Source organism: Pseudonocardia humida, assembly GCF_023898865.1.
In the GTDB taxonomy this organism is placed as follows: domain Bacteria; phylum Actinomycetota; class Actinomycetes; order Mycobacteriales; family Pseudonocardiaceae; genus Pseudonocardia; species Pseudonocardia humida.
Genome location: NZ_JAGSOV010000044.1, coordinates 66,172 through 82,302, shown reverse-complemented (window position 1 = coordinate 82,302; position 16,131 = coordinate 66,172). Strand labels below are relative to the sequence as shown.

The following is a 16,131-nucleotide window of genomic DNA, read 5'->3' as shown; positions in this document are numbered from 1 at the left end:
GGGCGTGTGGGGTTTGTGTCGCGTCGGCCCCCCCCCCCCCTCCCCCCCCCCCACGACTCCTGACCAGCACCGGCAGGAGCAGCAGTGCCGTGGCGCTGAGGCCCAGCTGCGCGAGCGGCGGACGGGGTCCGAACCAGTCGGTCTCGAACGGCGCGGCTTGCGGGACCACGGCCAGGACCAGCGGCGCGACCACCAGGACGAGGTCCGCGACGAGCAGCAGGCCGGTGGCGGCGCTCGCCCAGGTCAGCAGCAGCGCGTACCCGGCGCGCAGTGGCGGGCAGGTCACCGGGCGGACGGTAGCGGCGGCCGGGGGAGGCGGCGATGGGGCGAGCCCCCCTCTTCCACGGTGCTGAGGGTGGCCAGCAGTGCGCAGCTCGACCGTTCGATCACGGTGCGCCGACTCCGGCGTCGATCGCGGCGAGCGCGTGCTTGGCCACCGCGGCCCCGGTGACCACGGGGCGGCGGGCGATGGCGGGATCCGGGGATCCGCCCGGGAGCGCGACGTTCCGCGTCGCGGCCGGCGATCGCGGCCGAACCGCGCGGTGTGCCACGCTCGTCCCGTGTCGTCGACCGTGGAGGAGACCCCCCGGGGTGCCCTCGTGCGCTTCCGCGGTGGCCCGCTGGACGGCCGGGTCCAGCGCTTCGAGTACCTCGTACACGCCGATGGTCGACCACATGAGCGCCTGGCCAGGCGCGACGGCGGTGGCAGGCACGTCTACCTCGTGTCAGCGGGCCCGCTCGAAGACGGCTCGTGGGAGTTCGCGTTCGCCGGCTCGCGACCGAGGCCGATCGGCTGACCTCCGCCACTCGCGCCGGCTGCTCGAGCTCGAGGGACGTCCCCACGTGCCTGCTGATCTCGTTCCCGACGCGGCCGGGCGTGCGGTCGACCTGCTCGACGTGGGAGCGGTCGCGGCGTCCCTGCGCGACTGCGACGCGATCATCCACTGCGCCGGCGTCCCCAGCCCGGAGGACATCGAGCCGGTCGAACCGGTCCGGATCTCACCACCTTCACCGCCCTGGAGGAGGCGCGGCGGGCCGGTGTGCGCACGGCGGTGCTCGCCTCGAGCGGCTCGATCTACGGCCCCGCCTGGGCGCCGGAGCCCCCCGCCCAGCCCTACCTGCCCGTGGACGAGGACAGCCCGCTGCAGTACGTCGACCCCTACGCGCTCACCGAGGACTTCCTGGAACGCACGGGGCAGATGTACGCGCGGCGGGGATGACGCGGCGTCGCCACCTCGGTGCCGGCGGCCGACCAGGTGCGCCACCTCTTCGGCTACGTCGGTCTCGAGGACGCGGCGAGGACATGCCTGCTCGCACTCCGCCCGCGCCCCGGGACCGGTCCCTACGAGGCGCTCGTCATCGCGGTCGATGACACGACGAGCGAGACCCCGACCGAGCAGTCGCTGGCCCGGTTCTGCCCGCAGTCGGAGGTCCGCCGTCCGATCGCCGGCGAGCCGGGTGCATTCGACGTCAGCAGGGCGAGGGACGCCATCGGATGGGAGCCGCGCGCCACCTGGCGGCGGAGGTGACGTCCCTCCCCGCCTCCGTCCGGCGGCGTGTGCCCGGCCAGCCGGAAGAGGTGGGCCCGCTCGTCGCCGGTCAGCCGCAGCGCCGCCGAGATCGCCGACAGCACGGTCGCCGATGGCCGCGGCCCCGTTCGAGGCGCTCGTAGTAGGTGGTCGACCGGTGGCCAGTGCCGCCACCTCCTCGCGACGCAGTCCCGGTGTGCGCCCCGGCGCCCGCGCGGGCAGCCCGGCCTCCGTCGGCGACAGGCCCTCCCGGCGGCGCCGCAGGAACCCGCCCAGCAGTGCGCGATCGTCCACCGGTCACGCTATCGGGGCCCCGCGGGCGCATCTGGCACCAGATCGACAGTGCTCGGCCGGTGCCTCCGATCCACGCCGCGACGGTCCGGGGACATGAACCGCCCCAGCGCGGCTGATGTCCCCCGACCCATCCCGTCCGTCGGCGCACCGTGCACGGCCTGCTCGTCCTGCGGCGTAGCCCGATCGAGCAATGGAGGCGTCTTCGCGTGAGCCGATCGGGCGCACGCGGTGGCGACCTCGTCACCGTGCGTCAGTGCCGGGCGTAGGGTCTTCACCCTCGAGGCTTTCCTGCATAGGAAGGGCGGCGAAGACCCATGACCATGCCCGACGAGGACCCGGTGGCGGATCTCGACACCACGACGCCGCACTCGGCCCGCATCTGGAACTACTGGCTGGGCGGCAAGGACAACTTCGCGGTGGACCGGAAGGCGGGCGACGAGTACGCCGCAGTCTTCCCGCAGATCATCACCATCGCCCGCGAGTCACGGGCCTTCCTGGGCCGCGCGGTGACCTACCTGGCCGCCGAGGCGGGCATCCGGCAGTTCCTCGACGTCGGCACCGGCCTGCCCATCGCGGACAACACCCACGAGGTGGCCCAGCGGGTGGCACCCGGTTCCCGCGTGGTGTACGTCGACAACGACCCGCTCGTGCTGGCGCACGCCCGCGCGCTGATGGTGCCCACGGGCCACGAGGCGGGCACGACGGAGTACGTCCACGAGGACATGCACAACCCGGAGGTGCTGCTGGACAAGGCGTCGAAGGTGCTCGACCTGACCCGGCCCGTCGCGGTGATGCTCATGGGCTCGCTCGGGCACGTGCAGTCGCTGGAGGAGGCCCGGCGGGTGGTGCGCGTGCTGCTCGACGCGGTCCCGTCCGGTAGCTACCTGGTGGCCGAGGACGGGTCGGCGGCGGAGTCCGCCGAGACGTTCCAGGAGGCGCAGGACGGCTACGACGAGACGGGCGCCACGCCCTACGTCCTCCGCACCCCCGACGAGATCGAGTCGCTGTTCGACGGCCTGGAGTGGGTGCCGCCCGGGTTCACCTCCCTCCCGCTGTGGCGGCCCGACCCCGACCCGGACGTGTCGCGGATCGGGACGTCGGTGGAGCCGCTCGACGTCTACGGCGGGGTGGCCCGCAAGCCGTAGCGCACCGGACTGCACCCCCGGTACGGTCCGAGCGGTGGCCGACTGGCGGGACGACCGCATCGCGTCGGCGTTGCGGGGCGACAACCCCACCGTCCTCGCCCGGATGCCCGGCGGGTTCGCCGTCATGGGGGACCCGCAGTGGCTGCCCGGGTACTGCCTGCTCCTGACGGACCAGCCGGGCGTCGAGCGCCTGTCGGAGCTCTCCCGCGCCGAGCGATCGGACTTCCTGCACAGCATGGCCGACCTCGGTGAGGCGGTGGAGCGGGCCTGTCGCGCGTCGGACCCGGCGTTCCGCCGCGTGAACCTCGAGATCCTCGGCAACGCCGACCCCTACCTGCACGCGCACGTCTGGCCGCGCTACGGCTGGGAGGACGCCGAGCTCGTCGGCCGGCCGGTCTGGCTGTACCCCGCCGGGAAGTGGCGGGATCCGAGCACCCGGCTGGGGCCGCGGCACTCCGCGCTGCGAGCGGCGATCGCGACCGAGCTGCTGGCCATGCGATGAGGATGGGCATGCCACCGCGTCCCCGACCTCACGGGCAGTACAGCCAGTCCACCCGAGCGCCTGGGCTAAGAACGCGCGCAGCCCCGGCTGGTCGAGGTCCCGGTGGGAACCCCAGGCCGAGTCCAGTGCGACCGGCAGCGCGTTCATCGACGATCTCCCGAGGCCGGTCGGGGTGCGGTGGGCTTCGCGGCGGGAGCGGGTCGAGGCGGCTCTGCGTGGTCTGCGACCCACACCGCGTGCGACGGTAGGTGGCCGGGACCGGCCGGTTCGACGTCCAGCCGGCCGGACCGCGCCCGATGCGCGCTGCGGTCCATCGTTCTCCTCCGCCGCCGCCCGTCGGCGCCCGGCGGTGGGAGTAGGCCCGAGGCCGCTTCACGGCCGCTGTGGTCCGCCCTGCACGCTCGGCCAAGAGCCGTGCGTGGTGGGAACAGTCGGCGCCCCCGCTCGGTGCGACGTTGGACCTCGTCGATCCGCACCGCGATCGACCGGGCTCACAGAAGGCGACCCATGCCCTTCATCACCGCCGCCGACGGCGCGCAGATCTACTACAAGGACTGGGGGACCGGCCGCCCCGTCCTGCTCAGCCACGGCTGGCCGCTCAACGCCGACAGCTGGGAGGCCCAGCAGCTGTTCCTCGCCGCGAACGGCTACCGCGCCATCGCCCACGACCGGCGCGGTCACGGACGCTCGTCCCAGACCTGGGACGGCAACGACATGGACACCTACGCCGCCGACCTCGCGGCGCTGCTCGAGGCCCTGGACCTGCGGGACGTGACGCTGGTCGGCTTCTCCACCGGCGGCGGCGAGGTCACCCGCTACATCGGCAACCACGGCACCGGGCGGGTCGCCCAGCTGGTGCTGGTCTCGGCGGTGCCGCCGCTGATGGTCCGGCGCGAGGACAACCCCGCCGGCGTGCCCGTCGAGGTCTTCGACGGCATCCGGGCCGGGTCGCTGACCGATCGCTCCCAGACCTACCAGGACCTCGCCGACGGACCGTTCTTCGGGAACAACCGCCCGGGCGCGGAGGTCTCACGGGGCGTCCGGCAGGCCTTCTGGCTGCAGGGCCTGCAGTCGGGCCACCGCAACGCCCTGGAGTGCATCGCCGCCTTCTCCGAGACCGACTTCCGCGGCGACCTCGGGAAGGTCGACGTCCCGACGCTGGTCATCCACGGCGACGACGACCAGGTCGTCCCGTTCGCCGTCGGCGGCCAGGCATCGGCGCGGCTCGTCGAGGGCGCCCGGCTCGTCACCTACTCCGGCGCGCCGCACGGCATCACCGACACGCACAAGGAACAGCTCTCCCACGACCTGCTCGAGTTCCTCCAGACCGCCTGACCACGCCCGCACCGGAGAGGCCCACCATGACGCACGCCCGCCCGACCCCCGACACGATCGTCCTCGTCCACGGCTTCTGGGTCACCCCGCGCTCCTGGGAGCAGTGGATCGCCCACTACGAGGCCAAGGGCTACCGGGTCATCGCCCCGGCGTACCCCGGCTTCGAGGTCGAGGTCGAGTCCCTCAACGCCGATCCCGCGCCCGTCGCGGCCGTCACGGTCGCCGGGATCATCGAGCACTTCGAGTCGGTCCTGCGGGAGCTGGAGTCCCCGCCGATCATCATCGGGCACTCCGCGGGCGGGGCGTTCACCCAGATCCTGCTCGACCACGGCTTCGGCGCCGCGGGCGTCGCCCTGAACTCCGCGCCGACCGAGGGCGTCCCGGTGCTGCCGCTGTCGCAGGTGAAGGCCACGTTCCCGGTGCTGAAGAACCCGGCCAACCGGCACCGGGCGGTCCGCTACGACTTCGAGCACTGGAACTACGCGTTCACCAACACCTTCCCCGAGGACGAGGCGCGGCGGCTCTACGAGCGATACGCCATCCCGGTGTCGGGCCACATCCTGTTCGAGAGCGCGCTGGCCAACCTCACCCCCGGCCACGGCGGGACGTACGTCGACTACCGCAACGAGGACCGGGCACCGCTGCTGCTGGTCGCCGGCACCTGCGACAACATCATGCCGCCGAAGGTGCAGTGGTCGAACGCCGCGCACTACAAGGCCCGGAACACGCTCACCGAGGTGGTCGAGTTCGGCAGCAAGCCGCACCTGCTGCCGGCCGCGCCGGGCTGGGAGGAGATCGCCGACTTCGTGCTCGCCTGGGCCGTGCGCCACGCGACGACCCCGCCGCCCGTCGTCGATCCCGCTGTCGCGCCGGCCGAGCCGATGACCGTCTGACCGGGCGTCACTCCCCGGCGGTGGCCGAACGGCACCGGCGCACCCACTCCCGCGGCGCGACGCCGTAGGCCGCCCGGAACCGCCGGGTGAAGTGCCCCTGGTCGACGAACCCCCACCTGCGGGCGACGGCGAAGATCGTGGAGTGCGCCGGCATGCGGGCCAGGTCGCGGTGCACGCGCTCCAGCCGCTCCCGGACGATCCACTCCGCCAGGGTCTCGCCCCGGTCGCCCCACACGTTGTAGAGGGTGCGCAGCGAGATGTGGTGCGCCGCCGCGATCCGCGCGGGGGTGAGGTCGCGCTCGTCGAGGTGGGCCCGGATGTGGGCGACGACGCGGGCGCGCAGCGTCTCGTGCAGGACGTCGCGCTCCCGACGGCCGCCGGCCGCCGAGGCGACCACGGCCCGGGTCAGGTCGACCACCGCCGCACCCAGGTCCGTCGCCACGGCGGGGCTGGCGGTGACCTCGTCCATCATCGCCGACATCCGCAGCAGGTGCCCCTGGAGCAGGGTCAGCAGGGGGCTGGCCGCCAGCCGGGGGACGGCGGCCCGCACGACGTCGACGCCCAGGCCGAGGTCGGCGTGGGAGATGTGGGTCGTGAACGCGTGCATCCGCGGACCGGCGTGGGAGAACGCGTACGGCGTGGCGAAGTCGATCAGGGTCAGCCCGTTCGTCCCCAGCACCTGCTCGGCGCCGCAGGCGGAGTACGCGCACCCGCTGCCGGCCAGGGCGATCGCGATGAGCTCGGGTGCGTCCGCCCGCACGTCGCGGGCGGTGCGGGTCAGCGTCATCGACGTGCCCACGGTGCGCAGGACCTGCGTGGGACCCACCGTCCAGGCCTCCACCGTGAGGTCCACCGACTCCGGTGGCCCCTTCAGCTGCAACCGCCGCCGCACGCCGCTGCCGGCGATCACCTCGTGGATCAGGTCGACCCGGTCTCCCGCCGGGTGGTCGGAGGCCTGCAGGACGACGGCCATGCCCGCGCTCCTCCCGTGCGACCGAGCGATGTCCGAGCACGTCGTCGTGGCTCACCGGACGGCGCACCGCCGCCGGGAACCGATGGTAGAGCCGAGCGCGCGGCCCGGGAAGCACTCGTCCCGCGGTGCCGACCCACCTGCTCGCCGGCAGGTCGTCAGCGGAGGGCGGACGCCCGCGCTCCAGCACCGGCGGCCGCGAGCGCGAGGCCCGCGAGGCCGGCCGCGATCGCCACGGGCGTCCGCCGGTGCCGCAGCGCCTTCACCGCGATGCCGCCAAGGCCCCAGCCCGCGGCCAGGGTGAACAACGGGTTGCCGCGCACGGCGACGGTGGCCGCGCTCCCGATGGCCGAGGCCGTCGCGACCAGCAGGACCGCCCGGCGCTCCTCCGCGGCGGCGTCGCGGGGGCGTCCCCGGCGGAGGTTGAGGGTGGTCTCGACGTTGGCGACGCCCGCGACGCAGAGCCATCCGGCGAGGGGGCCGAAGGAGCGGGCGAGGCCGGTGCTCGCCGGGCCGGCGCGGCCGCGTTCGGCGAGGGCCGCTGCCGTGGTCGCCGCGGCGGCCGAGCCGAGGATCAGCGCGACGCTGACCTCGTCCAGCCGGCGGAACTGGGAGTTCAGGCTCCACGCGACGTTCCCGGCCAGAGCCGCGTTCGCCCACCAGCCCGCGGCGCCAGCAGAAGGCAGGCCGGCCCGCACCCGACCGGCTTCGGCGCTCGCGTGGGCGAGGCTCCCGGCGAACAGGGGAGCCCAGATCACGAAGGCTCCGCCCGCGGGCGTGACGGGGCCCTCCGTGGCCGCCGCCTGCTCGACCTCGGGCGTCCCGCGCCCGGTCCACCGGGCCAGCCGCGTCGACAGCGGCTGCGCCACGGCGAGCGCCAAGGCGGTGGCGGCGCGGACGGCGTCCGCCCGGGGATCGGTCGACATGGGCTCGACTCCCTCAATCGCTCGATATCAGAGCAGCGCTGATATCGAGCGAATGTAGGGTGCGGGGCGTGGCTCGGCAACCGAAGGCACCCGCGCCCGGCTCCGCGGGACCAACCGCCGATCAGCTCGCCTGGGCCGTGCACGACCTCGCCGTGGCGATCGCGGAGGCGGACGTCGCGCTGAGCGCCGCGCTCGGGACCACCACCGGCGACTACCTCGCGGTGAAGCACGTCCTGCTGCGCCCCGGCGAGCTGGGCCCGGTCGAGCTCGGGCGGCTGCTGGGCATGTCCTCCGGCTCCGCCACGGCCCTGGTCGACCGGCTCGCCGCGGCCGGCCACGTCGTCCGCCTGCCCCACGACCACGACCGACGACGGCGCGTCCTGCTCGTCTCCGACGGAACGCGGGCGCGGCTGCTCGCGGAGCTGGAGCGGCGAGCGGCCGACATCGAGGACCTCGCCCGCGCCTACGACGACGACCAGCGGCGCGCGATCACGTCCTTCCTCGGCGCCCTCGCGGCGCGCCACCGCGCGCGCCCTGGCCCCAGGGGGCGACCAGGACCGTGATGCCCGTCCGGACCCCCGGTCGGGGACGACGGGCCCGCCGGCTGTCGGTTCTGTGCAAGACCCGGCCGGCACCCGCCGCATAGCGTCCGCATGTCGAGGACGTCGGCGGCAGTGCGTCGCCGGATCGAGGAGGGGAACCGCAAAATGCGCGAGGTCGTCTACACCGCTTTCACGTCGCTGGACGGCGTCGTGGACTCCCCGGGCGGTGGGCCGGGCGAGGAGCACCGCAGCGGCGGGTGGGTGTTCAAGGGCGTCGACTTCCTGCCCGAGGCGTTCGCGCTCAAGGGCGAGGAGCTCGCCGAGACCACGGCGTTGATGTTCGGCAGGCGCAGCTACGAGGCCTTCGCGCAGACCTGGCCCGACTCGCCCGACCACGTGGCGTACAAGGACCTGCCCAAGTACGTGGTCTCCTCGACGATCTCCGAGGACGCCATCGTGCCGGGCTGGGGCGAGACCACGATCCTGCGCTCCGACTCCGACGTCGCGGAGCTCAAGCGGGGCGACGGCGGCGCGATCTTCATCCACGGCAGCGCCGAGCTGGCCCGCAGGCTCTCGGACGCCGGCCTGGTCGACCGCTACCACCTGCTGGTGTTCCCGGTGCTGCTCGGGGCGGGCAAGAGCCTGTTCAGCGCGGCCGACCGCGACAAGCAGATGCTGCGGTTGCGCGAGTCGCAGGGCTACCCGAACGGCATCGTGAAGCTGATCTACGACGTCGTCGGCTGAGGCAGGTCGAGCCCGAGTGCGCCGCCGGTGCCCTCGCGCAGCTGCGTGGCCGTGCGCCCGACGTAGCGCCGCAGCGCCCGCGCCAGGTGCGGCTGGTCGAAGTAGCCCAGCGCGGCGACGACGTCGGTGGGCGCCTTCCCGACGGCCAGCAGGTCGGCCGCGTCGCGCGCCCGCTCGATCTGGCGCACCGCGCCCCGGGTGAGGCCGGTCATGGCCCGGAACCTGCGTTCGAGGGTGCGGTCCGACACCTCGGGTCGGCGGCCCCGCAGCACCTCGCCGACCACCGGGTCGCGGACGATCGCGTCGTCCCGGACGAGGCGCTCGACCAGGGCCTCGGCGTCGTCGCGGCCCGGTGTCGGCCAGCGCGACCCGGCCAGCCGGAAGGATCCCCGCGTCGTGTCCGGCAGCTCCACACCGCCGTCGGTGAGCGAGGAGCCCGGCAGGGCGCGCAGCGAGGTGCCGATCGCGAACTCGATGCCCACGAACGTCGCCCCCTCCGGGACCGGCGCGGTCCCGGCCGCGGTCCCGGGACCGCTCACCGCGGCGTGCGGCCGCCCTCCGCACTCCCAGAAGACCAACCCCCACCGCGCCCCCGCCACCGAGGTCATCTCGTTGACCTCCTCGCTGGTGCAGGTCCACACGAGGTCGACCCACGGGGAGTCCGAGCGGCGCGTGCTGAACCGCAGTCCCATGCGGACAGTGTCGCGGCCCCGGCGCGGCCCGTTCAACGCCCGTGGTGTCAGCGGACCCGGTCGTAGACGAGGGCCAGCTCGCCGTGCTCGCCGGCGGACTGGCCGACCAGCGCCCACTTCCCGGCGGGCAGGCCGTCGTCGAAGAGGCGCGGCCCGTCGCCGAGGAAGATCGGGAAGATCATCAGGGCCAGCCGGTCGACCTCGTCGGCGGCCAGCAGCGCCTTGATGACGCTCGCGCTGGAGAGCACGAGGACGTCGCCGCCCCCGGCCGCCCGCAGGCCCCCGACCACCTCGGTGGCCGGCCCGTCGACGACCGTCGTCCGCTCCCAGGGGGCCTCGTGGAGGGTGGAGGAGAGGACGACCTTGTCGGTGTCGACGAGCCACTTGGCGAAGGCCTCGTCGCGCGGGTCGGCGCCCGGCGCGCCGATCACGGTGGGCCAGAAGCCGAGGAACCCCTCGGCGTTGACCCGCCCGAGCAGGGCCGTGGTCGCCGGCTCCCAGAGACCGGTCAGGTGGTCGCGGGCGACGTCGCTGACGGCGTAGGGCAGCACCCAGCCCATGTCGAGGGCGTCCGTCCGGGCGTAGCGGCCGTCGAGCGAGAGGCTCATGTTGGTGACGACCCGGCGGCCGGTGGTCTGCTCGGTCATGTCGTGCTCCTCGTGTCGGTGGTGTCGGGACCCGCGGCGAGCGCCGCCGCGAGGTTGTCCAGGCTCTGGCCGAAGCCGATCTCGATGCCGGCGACGGCGTCCGCGGAGTCGACGGCGCTGTCGGCGACCCGGCAGTGGACGTCTATCTCGGTGCCGGTGCCGGTGGGGCGCAGGTCCAGCTCGACGTGGGCGGTGAAGGCGGGGCCGCCGTCGGGCAGCAGGGGGGAGAGCCGGTAGGCGAGGCGCTCGCCGGTGCGCACGTCGTCGACGACGCCCTCAGCGCGCCCGACGACCGGGTCGGAGCCGTCGGCGTCGTCGACGTCGCGGTACTCCTGGACGATCCGCCCGCCCGGTCGGGCCTGGAAGACCAGTTCGGAGACGCGGAGGTCGTCGGGGGTCCACCAGCGGGCGAGCAGGGCGGCCTCGGTCAGGTGGCGCCAGACCCGCTCGGGGCCCGCCGGCAGCGACCGGACGAACCGGAACGAGCGCCCGTCGGCCCACCCCGGCGCCGCCGCGGCGAGCCGCTCCGCGCGGAGGCTGCGCCCGTAGCGCTCGTGGGTCTCCTGCGGACCGCCGACCTGCTCGGCGGTGTCGGCGAGCAGGCTCAGCGCGGCGGCGAGGTCCCGCAGGGCGGCGGTCCGCAGCGCGTAGACGCGGCGCTGGCCGATGCGCTCGGAGGTGACCGCGCCCGCGCGCTCGAGGGTCTGCAGGTGCTTGGTCGTCTGCGGCTGGCGGGCCCCGGCGAGCTGGGCCAGTACGCCGACCGAGCGGGGCCGCTCGGCCAGCAGGCGCACGAGGCGCCAGCGGGCCGGGTCGGCCAGTGCGAGGAGGAGGACGTCCACGGGCCATAGTATTCGGGTACAAGCATATTCCTGTCAAGGAATAACTTGGTCCCGGCCGAGTCGGTTGAAGGAACTCGATGCGGCGGTGTCCGATCCGGTCGGACCCGTTCGTCAGGATGATGACCACGAAGACCGACCCCGGAGGTTGCGCCATGGCCCGCTACATGTTCCTCATGTACGACGTCGACGACGGGTTCGACCCCGCCGACGAGCAGGCGGTCCTCGACGAGATGCGGCTGCACGAGGAGTTCATGGCCGCGGTCAGCGCGGCGGGAGCGAGCATCCTCGGCAGCGAGGCGTTGGAGCCGTCGTCGACCGCCAGCACCGTCCGCCGCGGCGGGGACGGCGCGCTGGTGACCGACGGGCCGTTCGCCGACACCAAGGAGGCCCTCGGCGGCTTCTACGTCATCGAGGCCCCCGACCTCGACGTGGCACTGCGCCTCGCGAAGATCTGCCCCGCCGGGAACATCGAGGTGCGCCCGATCATGGAGATGCCCGACGACGCCTGATGGCCGCGATGGAGGAGATCTTCCGCGGGGCGTGGCCCGTGGTGGTCGCGTCCACAGCCCGACTCACCGGGGACCTCGACCTCGCCGAGGACTGCGCGCAGGAGGCCGTCGAGCGGGCACTGCGGACCTGGCCGGCCCGCGTGCCGGACAACCCCGCGGGCTGGCTCACGACGACCGCCCACCGGATCGCCCTCGACCGGCTGCGCCGGGAGGCGACGCTGCGGCGCAAGCTCCCGCTGCTGGTGGAGCCGGCGGGCGGTGGGGACGAGACCGAGCCCACCGACCCGCTCCGGCTCGTGTTCACCTGCTGCCACCCCGCGCTGGCCCTCGAGTCGCAGGTCGCGCTCACCCTCCGCCTGGTGTGCGGGGTGGACGTCGCGGCGATCGCCGCCGTCCTCCTGGCGGGGGAAGCGGGCATCGCCCGGCGGATCACCCGGGCCAAGCAGAAGATCGCGGCGGCGCGGATACCGTTCCGCGTCCCGCCCGACGACGAACTACCCGCCCGGCTGGACGCCGTCCTCACCGTGGTGCACCTCGTGCACACGGCCGGGCACCGCGGGTCGCGGACCGACCTGCGCGACACCGATCTGACCGGGCGCGCCGCGGGTCTGGCCCGCGTGCTCGTCCGGTTGCTACCCGACGAGCCCGAGCCGCGCGCGCTGCTCGGGCTCATCCTGCTCACCGAGGCCCGCGGCGCGGCCCGCACGGACTCCGACGGCGACCTGGTGCTGCTCGCCGACCAGGACCGGTCCCGCTGGGACCGCGCGCTGATCAGGCAGGGGCTCGCCCTCACCACGTCGGCGCTGCGGCACGGGCCGCGCGGGCGCTTCGCGCTGCAGGCCGGTGTCGCCGGGTTGCACGCGATGGCCCCGACCTGGGCCGAGACCGACTGGGCGCAGGTCGTCACCACCTACGACGCCCTGATGCGGGTCTGGCCCTCGCCGGTCGTCGCGCTCAACCGGGCGGCCGCCCGCAGCCGGCTGCCCGGCGCCGACCTGGCCGCGGTGCTGCGCGAGATCGACGACCTGGCGCCCGCCCTCACCGGCTACCCGTACCTCCCGGCCGCCCGGGCCGACGTCCTCGCGCGGCTCGGCCGACCGGCCGAGGCCGCCGCGGTCTACGACGAGGCGCTGCGGCTCACCGCGAACCCGGTGGAGCGGCGCTTCCTCGCGCGGCGGAGCACCGAGCTCGCGGCCCGGTCCGACGCCCGGCCCGAGGGCCGTCAGAGCCGCTGAGCCGGCACCGGTCGGATCGGTTCGGGCTCGCGCAGCCCCCGCAGGAACAGCACCCCGACGACCGGCAGCACGGCCAGCGGCGCCAACGCGACCTGCAGGGTGGTCGCGTCGGCCAGGGCGCCGATCAGCGGGGTGGCCAGGCCCCCGATGCCGGCCGTGAGCCCGAGCGTGACCCCGCCTGCGGTGCCGACGCGGCTCGGCAGGTAGTCCTGGCCGAGCGTCACGTGCAGCGAGAACGGCACGTACAGCCCGGCCGAGGCCAGCGCGACGAAGGCGTAGACGGTCGGGCCGGGCACGACGACCACGCCGGTCACGGCGAGCACGGTCAGCAGCGCCGACCAGCGCACGACCGCGATCCGCCCGTACCGGTCGGCGAGCCGCCCCCCGGCCACCGTGCCGATCGCGCCGCCGAGGTAGAGCACGGCCAGCGCGGCGGTGCCGGCGAGGTCGCCGCCGCCGGTCCGCTGGCGCACGTGCAGCGCCACGAAGGTGCTCAGCCCGACGAAGACGATCGACCGGCAGATCACCGCGGCGGTCAGCCGCCGGAACGACGGCCAGTCGTCCCGGCCGGTCCGGGGGCGCGCGATCGGTGGCGCGTCGTGCGCGATCGTCCGCAGCGCGACGGCCGAGGCGCAGGCGCCGAGCAGCGCGGGCAGGGCCAGCCAGGGCGTCCCGCCCAGACCGGCGCCGGCCATGACCGCGGCCACCAGCAGCGGGGCGGCGGCGAACCCGAGGTTGCCGCCCAGGGCGAACCAGCCCATCGCGCTGTGCCCGCCCCCGCTCGCCGCCCGGGCCACCCGCGCCGACTCCGGGTGGTAGGCCGCGACGCCGATCCCGGACACCGCGACCGCGGCCAGCGTGAGCGCGTAGGACTGCCACAGCCCGGACAGCGCGACCCCCACCCCGCTGACCAGCGTGCTCGCCGGGAGCAACCAGCGCACGGAGCGGCGGTCGGCGAGCGCGCCGAACAGCGGCTGGGCCACCGACGACAGCAGCGACGCGGCCAGCACGACGCCCGAGACCGCCGCGTAGCCGTAGGCGCGCTCGGCCACGAAGTACGGCACCAGCGCGGCGACCGAGCCCTGGTAGACGTCCACGCAGGCGTGCCCGGCCGACAGCAGGGGGATCGGCGGGACGCGGCGCTCCCGGTTCCTCGACACCGGTCGATCGTCGGCGCCCAACGGCCGGCCGACTTCCGATAATCTGCCAATTGATGCCGGAAGTCCGCCACATCCCGCGCGCGCCCGTCCGCACCCGGACGCTGCGGGTGGGCGAGAGCATCGACCCGCACTGGCACGACGACCACCACCTGGTCTACGCGGGCGCCGGCGTCGTGGCGGTCACCACCGACGCCGGCACCTGGTTCGCCCCGGGCACGCGGGCGATCTGGGTGCCGGCCGGTTGCGTCCACGCGCACCGCGCGCACGGCGCCCTGGAGCTGCACTTCGTCGGGCTGCCGGTCGCCGAGGACCCGCTGGGGCTCGCCGGGCCCACCGTGCTCTCGGTCGGTCCGCTGCTCCGCGAGCTGATCATCGAGTACGTGCGGGGCGCGGGCGACGAGCGCCCGGAGCTGGACCGGCTGCGGGCGGTGCTGTTCGACCAGGTCCGGGTGGCGCCGCGGCAGGAGGTGCAGCTGCCGGCCCCGCACGACCCGCGGCTGCGCGCGGTGTGCGACCTGCTGCGCGCCGACCCGGCCGACCCCCGGTCGCTGGCCGCGCTGGGCCGCGAGGTCGGCGCGGCCGAGCGCACGCTCAGCCGGCTGTTCCGCCGGGAGCTGGGGATGACCTTCCCGCAGTGGCGGACCCGGCTGCGGCTCTACACCGCGCTGCAGGTGCTCGCCGACGGCGTCCCGGTCACCGCCGTCGCGCACCGCTGCGGTTGGGCCTCCACCAGCGCGTTCATCGACGTCTTCCGCCGGGCGTTCGGCCACACCCCGGGCAGCCACGTCCGCCGCGACTGAACCCGGCGCGGGGCACCGGTACGAGCGCGGCTCCCGGCGTCAGCCCGCGACCAGCGCCTCCCACGGCGCGACCGGCACCACGCCCTCGGCCGCGGCGGCGAGCCGCGGGTCGAGGGTGACGAGCGCGTCGGCCTGCAGCCGGGTGAGCGCGAGGTACTCGGCGTCGAGGGTGTCGGGCCAGCCCAGCCCGTCGGCGATGGTCCACGCGACGCGCTGCAGGACGCGGTCGCCGAGCAGCCGCAGGCGCAGCCCGCGCACGGCGTCCAGCCTGCGGTCGGCGTCCTGCCTGGTCAGCCCGCCCTCCCGGACCTCGCGGTAGAGCTGGGACAGCACCTGCGAGCGGAGCAGCGTCGGCGCCAGCAACCGGTGCCCGTCGGCGACCCCGGTCGCGTCGGCGGCCAGCCGCAGGGCCACCGCCGGGGTGATCACGTACCTGGTCATGGGCTGTCGCCTCCGTGGTCGTCGGTGCTGCTGGTGGGCGGGGAGCGGCCGCGCGTCAGCGGATGATCGAGACGATCCGCAGGACCGCGTCCGCCGCCGCGCCGTCGACGACCGATCGTGCCCGGGCCTGGTCGGGCTCGACCATCCGCACGCACAACCGCCACAGCGTCGCGGAGTCGATGCGCAGGACCGCGCCGTCGGACGTCGACGCGACGCGCGCCCATCCCGCACCGCGGCGCTCCCAGGACCAGGTTCCGAGCTCGGTCTCGATGCGCAGCGCCGTCCCCGGCTGGTCCCGGAGGGTGAACGGGACGGCGTGCAGGAAGGTGTCGAGCACGGCGCGGACGGTGGCCGGCCCGGTGTCGGCCGGGCGGCCGGTCGCCTCCCGGATCTGCTGGTGGTGGACCCAGTACTCGGTGGTGTCGCGGGCGCAGTCCAGCCGCACCGGGGCCGGGTCCGGGCCGGCCCAGGAGACCGGCTCGCCGAGCGCGTCCAGGTCCTGCGCCCGCCAGAACGCGAGGACCTGCGGCGACACCGCGGCGAGCAGGTCCACCAGCAGCGTTGGGCTGATCCGCTGCGCGGCCTCGACCCACTGCGCGTTGAAGCGGTCGAGGAACCGGGCCAGCGGCTCGCCGGGCCGGGGACCGTTGCCGTGGTGGCCGTCGCGACCGCGGGCGAGGCGGCTCAGGTCGTCGGCGAGCACGTGCGCGACGACGTCGCGCACCAGCCACGGCGCGGCGGCGGTGGGCAGGCGCCAGTCCGCGGGTGGCAGCTCCCGCAGGAGGTCGAGCAGGGCTGCGCGGTCGTGTTCCATCAGCGGGCGGAGGTCACCGCGTGCGTCCACCCGTGGATGACACCAGAGCCGGGGCCTTCGCACGAGGTGGTTCCCGGTCGGAGCCGGCGGTCCCGGCTTCGCCTGCGAGGT

At 74.9% G+C, this 16,131-nt stretch carries 21 protein-coding genes; 11 read left to right on the top strand and 10 right to left on the bottom strand.

The window, feature by feature from the left end; genetic code table 11:
- On the bottom strand, positions 1-286 hold a 286-nt coding region (locus KDL28_RS21555), incomplete at its 3' end, for a hypothetical protein (RefSeq protein WP_252441258.1).
- A 274-nt stretch (positions 287-560) separates the two neighbouring features.
- Here KDL28_RS21555 and KDL28_RS21550 point away from each other — a divergent pair.
- Together KDL28_RS21550 and KDL28_RS21545 are read left to right on the top strand one after the other, a co-directional pair.
- Positions 561-797 (top strand): DUF8847 domain-containing protein, encoded by a 237-nt coding sequence (locus tag KDL28_RS21550; RefSeq protein ID WP_252441257.1) that lies wholly within the window; start codon positions 561-563, stop codon positions 795-797.
- Between the two features lie 255 nt (positions 798-1,052).
- Positions 1,053-1,220 carry a hypothetical protein gene (locus tag KDL28_RS21545; RefSeq protein ID WP_252441256.1) on the top strand — a complete coding sequence of 56 codons (168 nt, stop codon included), beginning with the start codon at positions 1,053-1,055 and terminating at the stop codon, positions 1,218-1,220.
- 122 nt (positions 1,221-1,342) lie between these two features.
- Here the strand turns inward: KDL28_RS21545 and KDL28_RS42160 are convergent, their stop codons facing one another.
- On the bottom strand, positions 1,343-1,633 hold the full coding sequence (locus KDL28_RS42160; RefSeq protein ID WP_372497037.1) for a hypothetical protein: 291 nt from the start codon (positions 1,631-1,633) through the stop codon (positions 1,343-1,345).
- A 504-nt stretch (positions 1,634-2,137) separates the two neighbouring features.
- Between KDL28_RS42160 and KDL28_RS21535 the strand changes: the two genes are divergently transcribed.
- From KDL28_RS21535 to KDL28_RS21520, 4 genes are all read left to right on the top strand, one after another.
- Positions 2,138-2,968 carry an SAM-dependent methyltransferase gene (locus tag KDL28_RS21535; protein WP_252441255.1) on the top strand — a complete coding sequence of 277 codons (831 nt, stop codon included), beginning with the start codon at positions 2,138-2,140 and terminating at the stop codon, positions 2,966-2,968.
- Between the two features lie 34 nt (positions 2,969-3,002).
- A complete protein-coding gene (locus KDL28_RS21530; RefSeq protein WP_252441254.1) occupies positions 3,003-3,470 on the top strand; it encodes an HIT family protein in 468 nt (155 codons plus the stop codon).
- Between the two features lie 507 nt (positions 3,471-3,977).
- Positions 3,978-4,805: an alpha/beta fold hydrolase gene (locus KDL28_RS21525; RefSeq protein ID WP_252441253.1), complete on the top strand. Its 828-nt coding sequence runs from the start codon at positions 3,978-3,980 to the stop codon at positions 4,803-4,805.
- A 26-nt stretch (positions 4,806-4,831) separates the two neighbouring features.
- Positions 4,832-5,698, top strand: a complete 867-nt coding sequence (locus KDL28_RS21520; protein ID WP_252441252.1) for an alpha/beta hydrolase — start codon at positions 4,832-4,834, stop codon at positions 5,696-5,698.
- A 7-nt stretch (positions 5,699-5,705) separates the two neighbouring features.
- Here the strand turns inward: KDL28_RS21520 and KDL28_RS21515 are convergent, their stop codons facing one another.
- Together KDL28_RS21515 and KDL28_RS21510 are read right to left on the bottom strand one after the other, a co-directional pair.
- Positions 5,706-6,671, bottom strand: coding sequence for a helix-turn-helix domain-containing protein (locus tag KDL28_RS21515; protein ID WP_252441251.1), 966 nt, complete (start codon positions 6,669-6,671; stop codon positions 5,706-5,708).
- A gap of 155 nt (positions 6,672-6,826) precedes the next feature.
- The gene (locus KDL28_RS21510; protein WP_252441250.1) at positions 6,827-7,594 is read right to left on the bottom strand and encodes a TspO-related membrane protein; all 768 of its coding nucleotides are present in this window, start codon (positions 7,592-7,594) and stop codon (positions 6,827-6,829) included.
- 68 nt (positions 7,595-7,662) lie between these two features.
- On the opposite strand from KDL28_RS21510, the gene KDL28_RS21505 reads away from it, so the two are divergent.
- Together KDL28_RS21505 and KDL28_RS21500 are read left to right on the top strand one after the other, a co-directional pair.
- On the top strand, positions 7,663-8,157 hold the full coding sequence (locus tag KDL28_RS21505; RefSeq protein ID WP_252441249.1) for a MarR family winged helix-turn-helix transcriptional regulator: 495 nt from the start codon (positions 7,663-7,665) through the stop codon (positions 8,155-8,157).
- Positions 8,158-8,301: 144 nt separating this feature from the next.
- On the top strand, positions 8,302-8,880 hold the full coding sequence (locus tag KDL28_RS21500; RefSeq protein ID WP_252441248.1) for a dihydrofolate reductase family protein: 579 nt from the start codon (positions 8,302-8,304) through the stop codon (positions 8,878-8,880).
- Here the strand turns inward: KDL28_RS21500 and KDL28_RS21495 are convergent.
- From KDL28_RS21495 to KDL28_RS21485, 3 genes are read right to left on the bottom strand one after another with little or no spacing between them, the layout of a single operon-like run.
- The gene (locus KDL28_RS21495) at positions 8,862-9,572 is read right to left on the bottom strand and encodes a helix-turn-helix domain-containing protein (RefSeq protein ID WP_252441247.1); all 711 of its coding nucleotides are present in this window, start codon (positions 9,570-9,572) and stop codon (positions 8,862-8,864) included. The genes KDL28_RS21500 and KDL28_RS21495 overlap by 19 nt on opposite strands.
- A gap of 47 nt (positions 9,573-9,619) precedes the next feature.
- Positions 9,620-10,219 carry a dihydrofolate reductase family protein gene (locus tag KDL28_RS21490; protein ID WP_252441246.1) on the bottom strand — a complete coding sequence of 200 codons (600 nt, stop codon included), beginning with the start codon at positions 10,217-10,219 and terminating at the stop codon, positions 9,620-9,622.
- Positions 10,216-11,061, bottom strand: a complete 846-nt coding sequence (locus KDL28_RS21485; RefSeq protein WP_252441245.1) for a metalloregulator ArsR/SmtB family transcription factor — start codon at positions 11,059-11,061, stop codon at positions 10,216-10,218. The genes KDL28_RS21490 and KDL28_RS21485 overlap by 4 nt, the downstream gene beginning before the upstream one ends.
- A gap of 152 nt (positions 11,062-11,213) precedes the next feature.
- Here KDL28_RS21485 and KDL28_RS21480 point away from each other — a divergent pair, with 152 nt between their 5' ends.
- Positions 11,214-11,570 carry a YciI family protein gene (locus KDL28_RS21480; RefSeq protein WP_252441244.1) on the top strand — a complete coding sequence of 119 codons (357 nt, stop codon included), beginning with the start codon at positions 11,214-11,216 and terminating at the stop codon, positions 11,568-11,570.
- Positions 11,570-12,805 (top strand): RNA polymerase sigma factor, encoded by a 1,236-nt coding sequence (locus KDL28_RS21475; RefSeq protein WP_252441243.1) that lies wholly within the window; start codon positions 11,570-11,572, stop codon positions 12,803-12,805. Before KDL28_RS21480 ends, KDL28_RS21475 begins: the two co-directional genes overlap by 1 nt.
- On the opposite strand, the gene KDL28_RS21470 is transcribed toward KDL28_RS21475, so the two are convergent.
- Positions 12,793-13,965 carry an MFS transporter gene (locus KDL28_RS21470; RefSeq protein ID WP_252441242.1) on the bottom strand — a complete coding sequence of 391 codons (1,173 nt, stop codon included), beginning with the start codon at positions 13,963-13,965 and terminating at the stop codon, positions 12,793-12,795. The genes KDL28_RS21475 and KDL28_RS21470 overlap by 13 nt on opposite strands.
- A gap of 53 nt (positions 13,966-14,018) precedes the next feature.
- Between KDL28_RS21470 and KDL28_RS21465 the strand changes: the two genes are divergently transcribed.
- A complete protein-coding gene (locus KDL28_RS21465; RefSeq protein WP_252441241.1) occupies positions 14,019-14,765 on the top strand; it encodes an AraC family transcriptional regulator in 747 nt (248 codons plus the stop codon).
- Between the two features lie 39 nt (positions 14,766-14,804).
- On the opposite strand, the gene KDL28_RS21460 is transcribed toward KDL28_RS21465, so the two are convergent.
- Together KDL28_RS21460 and KDL28_RS21455 are read right to left on the bottom strand one after the other, a co-directional pair.
- Positions 14,805-15,206, bottom strand: a complete 402-nt coding sequence (locus KDL28_RS21460) for a type II toxin-antitoxin system VapC family toxin (protein WP_252441240.1) — start codon at positions 15,204-15,206, stop codon at positions 14,805-14,807.
- Positions 15,207-15,261: 55 nt separating this feature from the next.
- Entirely contained in the window at positions 15,262-16,050 is a 789-nt protein-coding gene (locus KDL28_RS21455) for a maleylpyruvate isomerase family mycothiol-dependent enzyme (protein WP_252441239.1), read from the bottom strand.
- Between the last annotated feature and the right edge of the window lie 81 nt (positions 16,051-16,131).